The sequence below is a fragment of the Streptomyces sp. NBC_01190 genome (assembly GCF_045039895.1).
Taxonomy (GTDB): Bacteria; Actinomycetota; Actinomycetes; order Streptomycetales; family Streptomycetaceae; genus Actinacidiphila.
On sequence record NZ_CP108580.1, the window covers coordinates 1,021,223 to 1,037,597 of the forward strand.

Sequence of the window (16,375 nt, forward strand, 5' to 3'; positions counted from 1 at the left end):
CTCCTGGGTGAAGGGGACGGTCGCCGGGCGCTCGGCCGCCGGGCCGCGCCTCCTCGGCGCCCGTGCCCCGCGGCGCGCGCTGACCTGGCCGCGCTGGGCCTTCTTGGTGCCGATGCCGGCCTGCCGCAGCCGCGGGTTGATGAACTCGTCGATGCCGAAGTTGACCAGCGACAGCGCGGTGCCGAGCACGGCGATCGCCAGGCCGGCGGGCACGAACCACCACCAGGCGCCGGTGAGCAGGGCGCTGCCGGTCTGCGCCCAGTACAGGATCGTCCCCCAGGACCACTGGGTGACGTCGGCGAGGCCGAGGAACGCCAGGCTCGCCTGGGTGAGGATGGCGAAGATGACGGTGCCGAGGAAGGAGGCGGCGATCACCGCGAGCTGGTTCGGCAGGATGTCCTTGAGGATGATCCGCCAGGTGGTGTCGCCGGTGGCCCGCGCCGCTTCCACGAAGTCCCGTTTGCGCAGCGAGAGGGTCTGCGCCCGCAGCACCCGGGCGCCCCACGCCCAGCCGGTGACGGTGATGACGAGGATGATGCCCCAGGAGCCGCTGTGCGGCAGGTAAGCGGCCAGGATGATGGTCAGCGGCAGGCTGGGCAGCACCAGGAAGACGTTGGCGAGCAGTGACAGCAGTTCGTCGCCGATCCCGCCGATGTAGCCGGCCGTGACGCCGACCAGGACCGAGAGCGCGGTGGTGAGGACGGCGGCGCCGATGCCGACGAGCATCGAGGCCCGCGCTCCGTAGAGCATCTGGGAGAGGACGTCCTGCCCGTTCTGGGTGGTGCCGAGCCAGTGCGCGCCGGACGGCCCGACCAGGGCCGCGTCGCTGACGGCCGAGGGGTCGTACGGCGAGATCCACGGCGCGATCACCGCGAGGACGATGAAGACGAGGGTGATCACCAGGCCGGTGAGGGTCAGCGGCGAGCGCAGCAGGCGGCGCCAGAGGCGGGCCGGCCGCTCGGAGCTCTCCGGTACGGTGTCCGGCTCGGCGAGGACGGTGGCTTGCAGGGCCATGGATCAGCTCTCCCTTGTCCTCGGGTCGAGGAACACGTACGCGATGTCCGCGACCAGGTTGGCCAGCAGCACCAGAACGGTGATGAGCAGGAAGATCGCCGACATCAGCGGGTAGTCGGCGGCCTGGGCGGCCTTGAACAGGACGGACCCGATGCCCGGGTAGTTGAAGACCACCTCGGTGACGATGGAGCCGCCGACGACGAAGCCGAGCGACATCGCGAAGCCCGACAGGGAGGGCAGCATCGCGTTGCGGGCGGCGTAGGTGTACATCACCCGGCGCTTGGGGAGCCCCTTCGCCTCGGCGAGCCGGACGTAGTCCTCGCTGAGGGTGGTGACCATCATGTTGCGCATGCCGATCAGCCAGCCGCCGATGGAGGCGACGGTGATGGTCGCGGCGGGCAGGATCGCGTAGTTGACCGCGCTGCCGATGAAGCCGGAGTTGAGGCCGATCGACTGGTCGATCGCGTAACCGCCGGACAGCGGGAACCACTTCAGGCTGATCGCGAAGACGTAGACGATGATGATCGCGAACCAGAAGTACGGGATGGACGACAGGAAGGTGGTGATCGGCACCAGCCAGGAGTCGAACCAGGAACCGCGTTTCCAGCCGGCCAGCATGCCGAGCGAGGTGCCGATCACAAAGCCGAGCACGGTGCAGATGGTGACCAGGATCAGCGTCCAGTACATGCTCTGGCCGAGGACGGTGCTCACCTTGGACGGGTAGTAGGCGTAGGAGATGCCGAAGTCGCCGGTGAAGACGCTGTGCCAGTAACTGACGTACTGCTGCCAGAGGTTCTGGTCGGACCCGCCGAAGAGCACCCGCAGCGCGTGCACCGCGGCCGGGCTGATCTTCCCGTGGAACTGGTTGATCAGGTTGTCCGCGGGGTTGCCCGGCATGATGCGCGGGATGACGAAGTTGAGGCTGATCGCCGCCCAGGCGGTGAGCAGGTAGAAAGCGATCTTCCTGAGGAGTACGCGCACCGGTCAGGCCCCTTCGTGGTCGGGGCGGCACGCCCAGCGGGCCGCGCGCCGGACGAGCAGCCGCATGGCGGGCTCGCCCCAGATCCGCAGGTCGTGGCCCAACTGGAGGTAGCAGACCCGGCCGTCGCCGTACTGCCGCACATGGACGAGCGGTTCGGTGCCCGACTCCGTGTCGCGCCAGCCGACGACCCGCACATCGGACGCCGTCGCGAGCCGGTAGTGCTCGTGGGTCACCTCGAAGGACGCGATGCCCGCGGTCACTTCGTGGTCGGGGTCGAGCCGCACCTCGAAGCGGCTCTCGTGCGGCGGCGGTCCGTGCGAGACGTAGCGGCTGCCGATCAGTTCGGCGAGCAGCCGGTCGGCCTCGTCGAGCTGGTCCGGGGGCGAGGCCAGTACGGTGGTGGAGTGCAGGGCGACCAGGCCGCAGCCGCCGCGGACCGCCGCCGCCAGCCGCTCGCGCTGTTCGGTGGTGAACCGGCCGAGCGCGGTGTAGAGCACGATCACATCGGCGTCGGCGGCGCCGTCCAGCGGGGCGGTGCCCAGGCTGGTGCGGGTCGCGAAGCCCTCCTCGGTCAGCGCGCTCTGCATCGCGGAGGCGGCGGTGAAGAGGTCCTCGTAGACGTCGTCGCCGCTGATCACCGCGAGGGCGGTGGCCCGGGTGGCGGCGGACCGGCCGGCGCGGCCGCGGGCGGCCGGTGCGACGCGGTTTGCGGCGTACGCGGCGGGGGCTTCGGGCGCTTCGAGGACATGGCGGTGCTGGGATATCGGCATGCGGCGGCTCGATTCAGTAGGTGGAGCGCAGTTCACCGGAAGGGCTCCAGTAGCCCTCCGCTAGCCCGCTGATCAGGGCGTTGTCCAATCGGTCGAGCGGCAGCGGCACCCGCCGCCGGGACCGGCTGCTCTCGTAGGTGGCGAAGACCAGTTCGGCGCCCCGCACTCCGTGCTCCGCGTGCGACCGCGGCCGCCGGCCGGTGCGCAGCGCGTCGGCCAGGTCGCCGATGGCCGCCGCGGTCCCGGCCGTGATCGCCGGGTCCACTCCTCGGTCCCAGTGCTCCGGGTCGGTGTCGTACGGCGACTCCAGCACCAGATCGGACTTGCCGAAGCGGCGCACCCGGCAGCGGGCGCCGCGCACGTCGACCCGTCCCCGGGTGCCCTGGACGATCAGGCCGAGGTTGTTCTCCAGGTTGAGCACCGGGGTGTGCGGTTCGCGCCCGGTGGAGACGACCGCCCGCACCCCGTCCGGCCAGCCGAACTGGGTGAGTGAGGCGGTCTCGGTGAACACTCCGTAGACATAGCGGTCCACCGAGGCGTCGATCTGGCCGAACACCCACTGCGGAGCGGCGTCCTGCCGGTGGAAGAGGATGAGGTCGAGGATGTGGGTGCCCCAGTCGAAGAGGTTGGGACAGTAGCCCTCGATGGTGGTCACCTCACCGATCTCACCTTGAGCCGTCCACTCCCTGGCCTGGCGCTGCACGGGGTCGAAGCGGCGCTGGAGGTTGAAGGTGAGCTGGACCCCGGCTTGCGCGGCGATGGCCGCCATCTCCCGGGCCTCGCCGTAGCTGAGCGCGATCGGCTTCTCGCAGTGGACCGCGCGGGCACCGGCGGCGATGGCCGCCCGTACCACTTCGGGGTGGAGCGCGGGCGGGGTGCAGACGCTGACGATGTCGGGGCGCCGGTCGGCGAGCATCTCGCGGTAGTCGCGGTAGACCCCCGGCACGTTCAGTTCACCGGCGAGATCCTCGGCGGACTCCCGGTTCACGTCGGCGAGCGCGGTGAGCGTCACCCCTGGAGCCGCGAGGTAGCCGAGGCCGTGGACCCGGCCCTGCGAACCCGCTCCGACGACCGCGGCCGAAAGGTTCTCGGCGGGGTTTCCGGTAGCACCCTCCATGGCGGTCTCCTCCCCGGCCTCATCTGATGGTGTGCCAAACGCATACCACTTGCCGACATCTTAATACGAACAGCGATCCTGTCTAGAGGTGGAGAAGCAGAGAACGCGGCGGAAATTCGCCCCTCCATCAGCCATTTTCGTTACAAAATAGGACACTCGTGGCGCAGATTCAGCCAGTGGTCCATCACCATCACAGATGGCTCACCGCCTACCACTACTTACCACTTAGAACCACATGACTACACTGACCCGCACCACTGAGACAGGAGACTCGTATGAAGATCAGTCAGCTTGTCGGCCCGCGTACCTCCGAAGTCGTCACGGCGGACGATCCGGTCCCGGGCGACGACCAGGTGCTGGTGGAAGTGGTGGCGTCCGGGGTGTGCACCTCGGATGTCGGGCCCTGGCTCGGCCACGATCCGGCGAAGCCGCCGCTGCGGCTCGGCCACGAGATGGTGGGGCGGGTCGTCGCCACCGGGCGGGACGCCGGGCGCTGGCTGCCGGGCGACCTGGTGACCGGGCTGGGCGGCGAGGGGTTCGCGACCCTCGCGGTGCTGGACGCCAACGCCATACTGCCGGTACCGGCGGGCGTGGAGCCGGCCCACGCCATCGGCGAACCGGTCGCCGACCTGGAGGAGGCGCTGTCCCGTACGGGCATACGCGCGGGCGACCGGGTCGCGGTGGTGGGACTCGGCTTCATGGGGCTCGGACTCGTCCAACTGGCCAAGCGGCACGCGCCCGGGCTGCTGGTGGGCGTGGATCCCGACCCGGCCCGCAGGGGGCGGGCCCTGGCGCTCGGCGCCGACCTGGTCTTCGCCCCCGACGAACTGCCCGAGGAGTACCGCGCCGAGACCAGCCGGACCACGGACGCGCGGCTCGCCATCGTACTGGAGGCGACCGGGACGACGGGCGGCCTGAAGACGGCCGGCAGCCTGGTCCGGCCGTTCGGCACCCTGTGTGTGGTGGGCTACCACCACACCGGCGACGCGATGATGGACATGGACCTCTGGTACAAGGCGGTCACCGTCGTCAACGGCTTCTGCCCGGACCGGACCCGGCTGATGGTCGCGATGCGCGAGGCGCTCGGCCTCGTCGCCGACCGGCGGTTCAGCTACGCGCCGCTGATCACCCACCGGTTCGGACTCGACCAGGTGGACGAGGCGTTCGGCGCCATGACGGCGGGCGGCCCGGACTTCGTCAAGGGCGTGCTGCTGCTCTGACCCTCAGCCGTACGAGCGCGCGAACGACGTACGCAGCCGGTAGCGGTCCCCCGCGTACTGGATGGTCGAGACGAAGAGCGGCTCCTGCTGGGCGCTCAGGGCGAGCTGGCGCATGACCAGGACCGGGTCGCCGGGCGCGAGACCGAGGTGCTCGGCCGCCTGCCCGTCGGCCTTGGTGGCCTCGATGGTGCTGTCGGCGCGCACCGGTTCGACCCCGGCGTCGGCGAGCGTCGAGTAGAGCGACCTGGTGCTGAAGTCGACCCGCTCGATCTCCGGGACGAGCGCCAGCCTCAGCCGGGTCAGGTCCAGCGCTATCGGTACGCCTTCGAGCAGCCGCACCCGCTCCAGGCGGAACAGCGGTGTCCCCGGGGCGATGCCCAGCCGCTCCGCCTCGTCGATGGTGGCCGGGTTCGCCTCGGCCCGCAGCACCTTCGAGTGCGGTGTCAGACCCATCCGGGACGCCGTCTCGCTGAACGACTCCAGGCTGTTGGGCCACTCCTTCTGCTGCACGGTCTGGGCGACGTACCAGCCGCGGCCGTGCGAGGGGCTGAGCACACCCGCCTCGACCAGGCTGCCCAGCGCCTTGCGCAGCGTCACCCGGCTGATGCCCAGTTGGCGGCAGAGCTCGCGCTCGGGCGGCAGCCGGCCGCCGGGCCGCAGCACGCCCCGGTCGATCTCACCGCGGATGACGTTGACCGCCTGGATCCACAAGGGCTCCGGGTATCCCGGGAGCACGGCGCCCGAGACCTCGGGAGAGTCGTTCATACGGTGTGAGGCCCCCATGGTGATCCGCGTCGACGCACAGCGCGGATCACACTAGCTTCACCCGCCACCGTCTGGCCACAACCGGCGACACGGGGTGGCGGTGCGCGGCGGTGAACGGCGGCGGGCGGCGGCTTCGGCCGGCGGTCGCCGGCGCCGCCGAGGGCGGCGCGCTGAAATCGGCGGCCGGACGCTCAGCGGCCGTACCAGACAGTGGTGGCGTTGCAGAAAGCACGGATACCCTGGGCGGAGAGCTCGCGACCGTAGCCGGAGTTCTTGACGCCGCCGAAGGGGAGTGCCGGGTGCGAGGCGGTCATGCCGTTGAAGTAGACACCTCCGGCCTCCAGGTCGCGGACGAAGCGCCCCTGTTCCGCCGCGTCACGGGTCCACACGTTGGAACTCAGGCCGAAGGGCGTGTCGTTGGCGAGCGCCACGGCCGCGTCCAGGTCCGGCACCCGGTACAGGGTGGCGACCGGGCCGAACGCCTCCTCGCGGTGGATCCGCACCTCCTCGGTGACGCCGGTCAGCACGGTCGGCTCGTAGAACCAGCCGGCGCCGCGGGCCGGCGGCCGGCGCCCGCCGCACAGCACCCGGGCGCCGCGCGCCACCGCGTCCTCGACCAGCTCCTCCAGATCGGCGCGGCCCTGCTCGGTGGCGAGCGGGCCGATGTCGGTGGCGTCGTCCAGCGGGTCCCCGACGTTCAGGGCGCTCATCGCCCGGCCGAAGGCGTCGGCGAAGGCCTGGTAGACCTCCTCGTGCACGATGAAGCGCTTGGCGGCGATGCAGGACTGGCCGTTGTTCTGCACCCGGGCGGTGACCGCGGTGTGCACCGCGTGGTCCAGTTCGTCCCGGGCGGAGGGCATCACCACGAAGGGGTCGCTGCCGCCGAGTTCAAGCACGGTCGGCTTGATCTCCGCGCCGGCCACCGAGGCGACCGCGCGCCCGGCGCCCTCGCTGCCGGTGAGGGTGGCGGCGGCCACGCGGGGGTCGCGCAGCACCCGCTCGATGGCGTCCGAGCCGACCAGCAGGGTCTGGAAGCAGCCTTCGGGAAAACCGGCCCGGTGGAAGAGGTCGCCGAGATAGAGGGCGGTCTGCGGGACGTTGGAGGCGTGCTTGAGCAGCCCGACGTTGCCGGCCATCAGCGCCGGGGCGGCGAACCTGACCACCTGCCACAGCGGGAAGTTCCACGGCATGACGGCCAGCACCACGCCCAACGGCCGGTAGCGGACATACGCCCGGTGCGCCCCGCTGTCCGCCACGTCGGCCTCGTCGGGGTGCTCGTCGGCGAGCAGCCGCTCGGCACGGGCGGCATACCAGCGCATCGCCTTGGCGCACTTGGCGGCCTCCGCCTTGGCGGCGGCCAGCGTCTTGCCCATCTCGACCGTCATGACGCGGGCGATCTCGTCCCGCTCCTTGTCCAGCAGGTCCGCGGCGCCGGTGAGCAGCGCGGCCCGGGTGGCGAAGTCGGTGGTGCGGTACTCGCGGAAGGTGCGCGCGGCCCGGGCGATCCGTTCCTCGATCTCGTCCGCCCCGAGCGCCTCGAAGGTCCGCAGGGTCTCCCCGGTGGCGGGGTTCACGGTGGCGATGGGCATGCTCTGCTCCTCCTCGTACCGGAGCCCGGCGGCCGCAGCCACCCGGAGGGCGGCACCGGACGCCGGCCCGGCGTCCGCACGGGTGGTCCGACCAGGCCGCCTACCCGCACCCCACCGGTCCATGCGGCTCCAGGCCCATCCTGCGCCCGGCGCCATGGGCCCGCGACAGCACGCCCCCCATGCGGGTCGCCGCGGGGCGGCGGCCGGTCACCGGCCGGTCCGCTCCCGGACCGGCCCCCCGACTCCGCCGGGACACCCCGGCGGTGGGTCCCGCCGCCCGGTGGGCGGCAGGCCCGGTAACACCGGCAACGGATCCGACCGGCAGCGTTCACCAGAAGGTAACCCGAGGCACATAAATCCCCGATTCTACGCGCGCAGACTGTCCCCGCCCTTCCGTGGTTCTCCCGACGCAGTCCCCCACTGACCGCCCCCACCAGGAGGTTGACGGATGCTTCGTCCCCGTATGCCCAGAAGTCGTGTACTGATCGGCTCGGTCGCCGCACTGGGCACTCTCGCCCTGGGCGCCGCCGGTATCGCCACCGGCAGCGCGCAGGCCGCGCCCGCCGCGAAGGCGGCCCCGGCCGCCGCCGCGACCCACCGGATCCTCTTCGACAACACCAAGGCCGAGACAGCGGGCAACGCCGACTGGATCATCAGCACCAGCCAGCCCGACCCGCTCGGCCAGGACTCCACCCCCAACTCGGAGACCGACTGGACCGGCGCGCTCTCGTCCTGGGGAGTGGCGCTCCAGAAGGCCGGCGGCTACCAGCTCGACACCCTGCCCTCGGGCAAGACGATCACCTACGGCAACACCTCCAACGCCCAGGACCTCGGCAACTTCGACGAGTTCGTGCTGGACGAGCCCAATGTGCGGCTGAGCACGGCGGAGAAGACCGCGGTGCTGAAGTTCGTGCAGAACGGCGGCGGTCTGTTCCTCATCTCCGACCACGACAACAGCGACCGCAACAACGACGGTTACGACTCACCGGCCGTCATCAACGATCTGCTGACCAGCAACGGGGTCGACAACACCGACCCGTTCGGCTTCTCCGTCGACCTGCTCGACATCAGCACCGACAACCCCCGCGCGATCAGCAGCGGTTCGGACCCGGTGCTGCACGGCCCGTTCGGCACCGTCACCGGCAGCATCCTGCGGGACGGCACCACCTTCACCCTGAAGCCCAACGACAACCCCAACGTCAAGGGCCTGCTGTACAAGGCCGGTGCCTCCGGCAACACCGGGGCGTTCTTCGTCACCAGCACCTTCGGCACCGGCCGGGTGGCCATATGGGGCGACAGCTCACCGGTCGACGACGGCACCGGCCAGTCGGGCAACACCCTCTACGACGGCTGGAACGACCCGGCGGGCACCGACGCCGCGCTCGCGCTCAACGCCAGCGCGTGGCTGGCCGGCAGCGGCGGCTCCGGCGGTACGACCACGGGCGGCACCACCACCGGTGGCACGACGACCGGTGGTACGACCACGGGCGGCACCACCACCGGCGGCGGTGGCGGCTCCTGCACCGACCGGCAGTTGCTCGCCAACCCCGGCTTCGAGTCGGGCAGTTCGTCGTGGACCGCGAGCAGCGGCGTGATCAACAGCTCCTCCTCGGAGGCGGCGCACAGCGGCTCCTACAAGGCGTGGCTCGACGGATACGGCACCGCCACCACCGACACCGTCTCCCAGTCGGTCGCCATCCCGTCCGGCTGCGCGGCGAGCCTCAGCTTCTATCTGCACGTCGACACCGCGGAGACCGGCTCGACGGCGTACGACACCCTCAAGGCGCAGGTGCTGAACTCCTCGGGCACCGTACTGAGCACCTTGGCGACGTACTCCAACGTCAACGCCGCCTCCGGGTACACCCAGCGCAGCTTCGACCTGTCCGCGTACGCCGGGCAGACGGTGACGATCAAGTTCACCGGTGTCGAGGGCAGCAAGCTCCAGACGTCGTTCGTCCTGGACGACACCGCGCTCAACGTGACCTGAGCGCGGACCGCGTGACCTCGCGGCCGGTCCGGCGTCACGCCGGGCCGGCCGCTTCTTCGCCGGCCTCGTCAGGTTCGGCGGCTTCGGCGGCTTTCCCGGCTCTGGCGGCCTCGCCGGCTCGGTCGGTCTCACCGGTCGCGGAGCCGAACTCGCACCAGACCGCCTTGCCGTCACCGCGCGGCTCGACGCCCCAGCGCGCCGCCATCGCGTCGATCATCATCAGTCCCCGGCCGGAGGTGGCCGCCTCGCCCGGCGACCTGCGGCGCAGCGGGACGCTGGAGCGGTCCTGCACGGACAGCCGTACCCGGCCGGCCGACGCGGGCACCACCTCAAGGGTGAGCACCGCGCCGCCGTCGGTGTGCAGCAGCACGTTCACCAGCAGCTCGCCGGCCGCGGCCTCGACATCGTCGGCGAGGGTGGAAAGGCCCCAGTCGTCCAGCGCCTGCCGCAGCGCGACCCGCGCCTCCACCAGTCCCTCGGGGTCGGCCTGATGGACGTACTGATGGATGCGCGGCACGCAGGCCGAGCCGTTGTCGGGCGCCCGGCGCAGCACCAGCAGCGCCACGTCGTCCTCCGAACCCCAGCGGGTCCAGAGGCTCTCGGCGATGTGATCGGCCAACTCCTCGGCGCCCGGCGGACCGTGCCCGACCGTCTCGGCGAGCGACTCCATGCCGATGGTGATGTCCAGTCCCCGCTCCTCGACCAGGCCGTCGGTGCAGAACACGAAGCTCTCGCCCGGTACCAGGTCGACCCGGGTCTCGGGGAAGCCGAGTTGCTCGAAGGTGGTGGCCACCCCGAGCGGCACACCGCCCCGGACATGCGGCCAGCCGGTGCGGCCGTCGGTGTGCCGGACGAGCGGGCCGAGGTGTCCGGCCCGCGCCGCCCACACCGTGCCGCTCTCCAGGTCGAGTTGGGCGTAGGCACAGGTGGCGAAGCGGTCGGTGTCGAGTTCGGCGAGGAAGCGGGAGGCCCGGGCCAGCACGGTGGCCGGCGGATGGCCCTCGGCGGCGTAGGCCCGCAGTGCTATCCGGAGCTGGCCCATGATGGCGGCGGCATGCGTGTCGTGTCCCTGGACGTCCCCGATCACCAGGCCGACCCGGTTCCGGGGCAGCGCCACCACGTCGTACCAGTCGCCGCCGACCTCCCGGCCGCTCCGCGCGGCGTGGTAGCGCACCGCGATGTCGGCGCTCTCGAACCGGGGCAGGTGCCGGGGCAGCATCGACGCCTGGAGCGCGGTGGCGAACTCACGTTCCTGGTCGAAGAGGATCGCCCGCTGGAGCGACTGGGCGAGGATGCCGGCCAGCGCGCCGGCCAGTTCACGGTCCTCCTGGCCGAAGGTCTTGTGCTCCCGGTAGAAGAGCGCGAGGCCGCCGATGCTTCTGGCCTGCGCGATCAGCGGCAGGAAGGCGACCGACGCCATGCCGATCCCGCGCAGATAGGAGACCAGCAGCGGAAAGCGCTCTTCGAGATCCGGGTAGTCGCTGGAGTAGCGCGGCTGCTGGGTGAGTACCGACTCGGCCAGCGGCAGCGATTCGAGCAGGCTGCTGGGCGCGACTCCCTCGATGGTCTCCACCGACGGACCGCCGGCCGCCACGAACTTCAGGCTGCCGCTCTCCACCAGGCCGAGGGCGAGGCCGTCGGCGCCGAACCGCTCCAGCCCGCCGGCGCCGGTGAGCACCGCCTTGACGTCCTCGACGGTGAGCGCGCTCGACACCGCCTCGGTGGTGCTGCGCAGGACGGAGGCGAGGGTGCGCCGCCCCGTCGTGTCGTCGCCCGGCCAGCTGAGCGGGGGCAGATCGACCAGCTCCCGGCTGGCGTCCCTGACGATGCCGACGACCCGGTAGGCGTTGCCCCGCCGGTCCCGCAGGATCGTGCCCTGGGTATGGGTCAGTTGCTTGGCGCCGTCACGCCGGGTGACCTGGAAGTAGCCGCCGTAGCCGGGCTCACCGGATTCCAGGGCCCGGCGCAGGGCGGCGCCGATCCGGGCGCTCTCCTCGGGGGCGATCCGGAGCACCAGGGACTCGGGGCGGCCGTCGAACTCCCCCGGCCGGAAGTCGAAGACGTCGAGGCCGGTCCGGTCCAGGTCGAAACGCCCCTGGTCGAGATCCCAGTCAAAGCTGCCGACGCTGTTGATCGCCAGCCGTTCGGCCAGGTCGGCCGGGGCCGGGGCGACCGGGCGGGCACCTGCGGGCAGACTCACCCGGGGCTCGTGGGGACGACCGCTTACCGGCCGATTGCGAGTTGCCATGCGCGGTCTCCGGAGGTTCGGATCTGCGGTCATGGACACATGCGCCGCCACGCGATACCGACGCACATCACTTCCATTATCGCCCCTGTGCGCCATTACTCCGATTCGTGGACCATCCCGTCCGAAGCGGGCACGGTGGGAAATCATCCGTCACACAGCGCGATGGAGGGTGGCGCGCGGCACCCAAGGGAGGCCCGGCAGCGGCGGCGTTGGGATCGGGAAACCCGGGAACCCGGGAAACGCGGGAAAATCGGGAAAGCTGCCCGGGCGCGACGCATGGGCACCGGCCGAGGGGGTAGGCGCGGTGCTCAGCCGGGGGCTGTCCGAGTCCCCGCACCGACGATCACGGGAGTGTCCGATGACCCAGCCCTACCCGGACCCGTTCCCCGCGCCGACGCCGCCGCCGCGCCCCGGGGAACCGGCACCGGGTCCGCCCCTGCCGACGCCCGAGCCGCGACCGGTGCCGGGCCCCGCACCCGATCCGGTACCGCCGACGCCCGGGCCCGAGCCCACACCGCCCTCACCGGCTCCGGATCCCGTCCCGCCCACACCGGGACCCGCCCCGCTTCCCACGCCGCCGATCGACTGAGACCGGCGCGTCCCGGCGCCCGCCGGACCGGACAGCGGTCCGGCGGGCCGGTGGGGTCACTCCATGTCCGTACCTTCGTATCCGTACCTTCGGGCGATCTTTCATCATTCAGGTCGATGATCATCTCGCACCGATCATCCATCGAGCGGACAAAGCCGCTGGTGGAGCGCTCTCCCGACCCCCGCCCCGGCGAGGAGACCCGTCCCGTTCCGCCGCGCACCGGTCCTCGCACCTGTCCGGAATAGCCCACGATGGTCCCCGGAAAAGGCGGCCCGTCCGGGCCGGAGGTCGGGAAGCGCGCGCGCCGAGAACGCGGCGCTTCCGGGGGAGGACAGCAGTGATGGACCCGGTGTTACGCAGCGCCCCCGCTTACGGGGGCGTGACCGAGGTGCGGCGGATTCTGGTGCTGGGCGGGGGCGGTTTCCTCGGCACGGCGGTACGGACTCGGCTGTCCGGCAGTGCGGTGACCGGCTGGGCGGAGGCGGTACCGGCCGGGCCGGGCCGGTCGGACTGCCCGATGGAGTTCCGGGTGCTGCGGGGAGAGCGCTCCACCGGATACGACCTCACCGTGGATCTCGCGCGCACCTCGGTCGACGCCCTCGCCCGTGGGCTGGACCGGCTCGCGCCCGACGCGGTGGTCAACTGCGCCGGCGCGCTCGCGGGTCCGGCCAGTGAGGTGTCCGGGGCCGACGCTCGCGGTCCCGCCGTGCTCGTCGAGGCGATGGCCCTGGCCGCGCCCTGGGCCCGGCTGGTGCACCTCGGGTCGGCGGCCGAATACGGCTCGGCCGCCCCGGGGACAACGCTCTCCGAGGACGCGCCGGCCCGGCCCACCGGGCTCTACGGCGCCGCCAAGCTGGCGGGCACGCTGGCGGTCACCGGCTCGGGGCTGGACGCGGTGGTGCTGCGGGTGTTCAACCCGGTGGGCGCGGGAGCCCCGCCGACCGGGCTGCCGGGGCGGCTCGCGGCGGCGCTCCGTGAGACACCGCCGCACGGCGCGGTACGGACCGGCGGCCTCACCGCCTACCGGGACTTCGTCCATGTCACCGATGTGGCCGAGGCGGTGGCCCTGGCCGCCACCACGCCGGGCCCGCTCCCGCCGGTCGTCAACGTCGGCTCGGGGCGGGCGACCCGGGCCCGTACGCTCGCCGAAGCGCTCGCCGTGGTCGCCGGATTCAGCGGCCGGATCGAGGAATCAGGCGCGCCGGCCGCCCGGTCGGCCGCCCTCGACTGGCAGCGGGCCGACATCTCCCTCGCCGCCCGGACCCTCGGCTGGCGGCCGGCCCGCACCCTGCACGAGGCGCTCATCGCGCTGTGGCGCGCGGCGGCCGCCGCCCCGGAGCGGGCCGCCGCCAGGACCGGCTGACAGCTCGCCCGTACCTCCGGGGTCCGGCCGGGAGCGGGATCAGATCAGTCGCCAGAGATGATCGCTCGTCCCGTTGTCGCTCCACTGGGTGGCCTGCGCCCCGTCGCTCTGGGAGGCGCCGTCCACGGCGAGCAGTTTGCCCGAGCGGACATTGACGATCTTGGACCAGCCGTCGCCGTTGTCCACCAGCCGCCAGAGGTGGTCGGGGGTCCCGTTGTCCTGGTACTGCTGGACATGGGCGCCGTCGTCCAGGCTCTGGTCGTGCACGGCCAGCACCTTGCCGCTGTTGCGGTTGACGATCCGGACGGTGCCGTCGCCGTTGTCGAGCAGCGTCCACACGTGGTCGGGGGTGCCGTTGTCGGTGTACTGGGTGACCTCGGCGGAGTCGGCGAGCGACATGCCGGAGACCGCGAGCACCTTGCCGGAGTTGCGGTTCTGGATGCGGCACCACCATACCGTCGAGGCCGCGGGGGGCAGCAGCAGGGCGAACATGCCGCCGACCACCGGACGGTCCTGGAAGCCGCGCTGCGCCGCGGTGGCGACGACGTACCAGTCGGTGAACGGCACCCGCTGGGCGGTGGTGTCGGCGAAGTTGTAGACGCCGTTGACCAGGAGGTCGCGGGTGGCCGGGCGATCGGCGAGCCAGGCCGCGGTCCACACCTCCCAGTCGCCCTTGGTGTAGTCGTTGCGCGGGTCGAGTTCGATGCCGTAGGTGCCGGCGTGCGCGGCGTACCAGGCCGCCTCCTGGGCTGCGATGCCGGTGGGCAGCAGGTCGAGGCCGAGCAGCCGGTCGGCGAAGCCGTTGTACTTCAGGCTCCAGGTGCCCGGTTGGTCGTAGGCGAGTTTGAGGTGGCCGCCGGCGGGGTCCTGGGCCAGGCTCGTCCACCGGCTGATGTAGCTGCGGGCGAGCGTGCCGTAGTGGACGGCGTCCGCGGCGTTGCCGCCCGCGGTCGCCAGCACGCCCATGGCGCCGATGCCGATGATGCCCTTGAGGGCGAGGTTGACGCTGTGGGCGATGAAGCCGGTGAAGTCGTCCGTCTGGTTCTGCAGGCCGGGGTCGAGGGCGTTGGCGGCCAGGTAGTCGGCCCACTGGCGCAGGATCGCGTAGTGGGTGCGGGCGAAGGAGGCGGCGTCGGCGGCCGGCAGCCGCTGGATCAGCGCGGCCGCCATGATCAGCATGTTGGCGGACTCCTCGACCGGCATGTCCTCCTCGTTGCCGTCGTTGTGGCCGGCGGCGTTGGGGTAGCCGGAGCCGAGATCGTGTTCGGCGAACGGCTTGGGCCAGCCGCCGTGTTCCGCGTAGTCGAGCAGCGGTTCGAGCAGCAGCCGCAGATACGCCGGCGCGAGGTGGAGGTAGGCGGGAAAGGCCGGGTAGGTGACGTCGACGGTGGACATGTTGCCGTCGGAGGAGATCTCCTTCAGAAACGCCCAGGGGCTGCCGCCGCGGTCGACGAGTTCGGTGCCGGCCACGGCCTGGCGCAGGGCGAGGGCGCAGACGGCGGCGTAGTTCTCACCGGTGCCGCCGCCACCGGCCGCGCTGACCGCCGTGTCGTGGATCCGCTGGTCGAGGGCGGTCGCGGCGGTGAGGGCGGCGGCGTGGTCGCCGTCGAACCAGACCACCATGTCGGGCCAGTCGGCCCAGTAATGGGTCCACCAGGGCTGGAGCTGGGCGCCGAGGTAGCTGACCGCGGGGGTGCGCACATGGCCGAGGGTGACGGTGAACTCCGGGCTGGATGTGCCGGGGCTGAGGGTGCCGAAGTCGCGGTTGAGGCCGAGGACCGGCCAGCGGTCGTTGATGGCGCGGGGCTGCGCGCTGTCCACGGTGCCGGCCAGCCGCCCGCCGCCGGCCGACGCGGCGCGGACCACGGTGTCCTGGCCGATCTGCCAGGTGAGCCCGGTGCCGGTGGGCGCGGCGAGGACCAGGGAGCCCCAGGACGCCTGGTCGCCGTTCTCCTGGAGGACCCCGGGGGCGGCGGGCCGGCAGCTCAGTACGGTCATCGGGCCGGCCTGTTGCCGCGCCCAGGTGATGGGGGTCGTGACGTCGCCGTGCACCCACTCCCCCGAGACGTCGAGGTGTACGTCCACGGTGTGGGCGCGGCCGTCGTTGCCCGCGGCCCGCACCGTGACGTAGCTGAGCGGCACGCTCTGCCGCTGGGTGTTGCCGAGGTCGACCGGTGAGAAGAAGGTGACGGTGAGGGTGACGCCGCCGCCGCTGAGGGTGAAGATCGAGCGGGTGGCGGTGAGTTGCAGCGAGACCTGCTGCATGGCGGTGAGGGTGGGGCCGCCGGGGACGGCGGGTGCCCCGGCGAAGACGTAGGCGGCGCCGTCGATGCGGGCCAGCCCGCACAGGGCGGTGATGTGGCCGTTCCAGAAGGTCGGCCAGGTGCCGGCGAGGTTGTCGGCGGGCAGCCAGGTGGACAGATAGGGCGAGCGTACGGCGAGCGGCACGGCGGGCGGGCGGATCGGGCTGACCGTAGCGGAAGCTGCGGCTGGTGCCGCTGACGCGGCGGAGGCCGGGGACGCGGCGGGTGCGGCGGCGCGGGCGGTGCCGTTGGTGAGCAGGCCGCCGGTGGCGGCCGCGGCGGTCAACGCGCCGCTCCACAGCAGCAGTTCCCGTCGTCCGGGCCGGGGCGTGCGGGGGTCGTCGGAAGTCACGGTGGAAGTCCGTCCTGGAAAGAGGGGCCGGGGCTGAGGCGGATCGTGAGGGGGCGGTGGCCAGGGGATCGGTCGC

The 16,375-nt window shown here is 72.0% G+C and carries 10 protein-coding genes and 1 pseudogene; 3 read left to right on the forward strand and 8 right to left on the reverse strand.

Annotated elements, in window-relative coordinates; genetic code table 11:
• Positions 1-183 precede the first annotated feature (183 nt).
• The 4 genes and pseudogenes from OG519_RS04350 to OG519_RS04365 form a co-directional block, all read right to left on the reverse strand.
• A pseudogene (locus tag OG519_RS04350) lies at positions 184-1,014 on the reverse strand (ABC transporter permease); the annotation flags it as partial.
• 3 nt (positions 1,015-1,017) lie between these two features.
• Positions 1,018-1,995 carry an ABC transporter permease gene (locus OG519_RS04355; protein ID WP_405578880.1) on the reverse strand — a complete coding sequence of 326 codons (978 nt, stop codon included), beginning with the start codon at positions 1,993-1,995 and terminating at the stop codon, positions 1,018-1,020.
• A 3-nt stretch (positions 1,996-1,998) separates the two neighbouring features.
• The gene (locus tag OG519_RS04360) at positions 1,999-2,766 is read right to left on the reverse strand and encodes a ThuA domain-containing protein (protein WP_405578883.1); all 768 of its coding nucleotides are present in this window, start codon (positions 2,764-2,766) and stop codon (positions 1,999-2,001) included.
• 13 nt (positions 2,767-2,779) lie between these two features.
• Positions 2,780-3,883 (reverse strand): Gfo/Idh/MocA family protein, encoded by a 1,104-nt coding sequence (locus tag OG519_RS04365; RefSeq protein WP_405578886.1) that lies wholly within the window; start codon positions 3,881-3,883, stop codon positions 2,780-2,782.
• A gap of 275 nt (positions 3,884-4,158) precedes the next feature.
• Between OG519_RS04365 and OG519_RS04370 the strand changes: the two genes are divergently transcribed.
• The gene (locus OG519_RS04370; protein ID WP_405578888.1) at positions 4,159-5,103 is read left to right on the forward strand and encodes a zinc-binding dehydrogenase; all 945 of its coding nucleotides are present in this window, start codon (positions 4,159-4,161) and stop codon (positions 5,101-5,103) included.
• A 3-nt stretch (positions 5,104-5,106) separates the two neighbouring features.
• Here OG519_RS04370 and OG519_RS04375 read toward each other — a convergent pair whose 3' ends face one another.
• Both OG519_RS04375 and OG519_RS04380 read right to left on the reverse strand, forming a co-directional pair.
• A complete protein-coding gene (locus OG519_RS04375; RefSeq protein ID WP_405578891.1) occupies positions 5,107-5,868 on the reverse strand; it encodes a GntR family transcriptional regulator in 762 nt (253 codons plus the stop codon).
• 191 nt (positions 5,869-6,059) lie between these two features.
• A complete protein-coding gene (locus OG519_RS04380) occupies positions 6,060-7,457 on the reverse strand; it encodes an NADP-dependent succinic semialdehyde dehydrogenase (protein WP_405578894.1) in 1,398 nt (465 codons plus the stop codon).
• Between the two features lie 463 nt (positions 7,458-7,920).
• Here OG519_RS04380 and OG519_RS04385 point away from each other — a divergent pair, with 463 nt between their 5' ends.
• Positions 7,921-9,444 (forward strand): hydrolase, encoded by a 1,524-nt coding sequence (locus OG519_RS04385; protein ID WP_405578896.1) that lies wholly within the window; start codon positions 7,921-7,923, stop codon positions 9,442-9,444.
• A 34-nt stretch (positions 9,445-9,478) separates the two neighbouring features.
• Here the strand turns inward: OG519_RS04385 and OG519_RS04390 are convergent, their stop codons facing one another.
• Positions 9,479-11,644, reverse strand: a complete 2,166-nt coding sequence (locus OG519_RS04390) for a SpoIIE family protein phosphatase (RefSeq protein WP_405578899.1) — start codon at positions 11,642-11,644, stop codon at positions 9,479-9,481.
• A gap of 977 nt (positions 11,645-12,621) precedes the next feature.
• Here OG519_RS04390 and OG519_RS04395 point away from each other — a divergent pair.
• Positions 12,622-13,644, forward strand: a complete 1,023-nt coding sequence (locus tag OG519_RS04395) for an NAD-dependent epimerase/dehydratase family protein (RefSeq protein ID WP_405578902.1) — start codon at positions 12,622-12,624, stop codon at positions 13,642-13,644.
• 39 nt (positions 13,645-13,683) lie between these two features.
• Here the strand turns inward: OG519_RS04395 and OG519_RS04400 are convergent, their stop codons facing one another.
• Entirely contained in the window at positions 13,684-16,299 is a 2,616-nt protein-coding gene (locus OG519_RS04400) for a glutaminase domain-containing protein (RefSeq protein WP_405578904.1), read from the reverse strand.
• Positions 16,300-16,375: the final 76 nt, after the last annotated feature.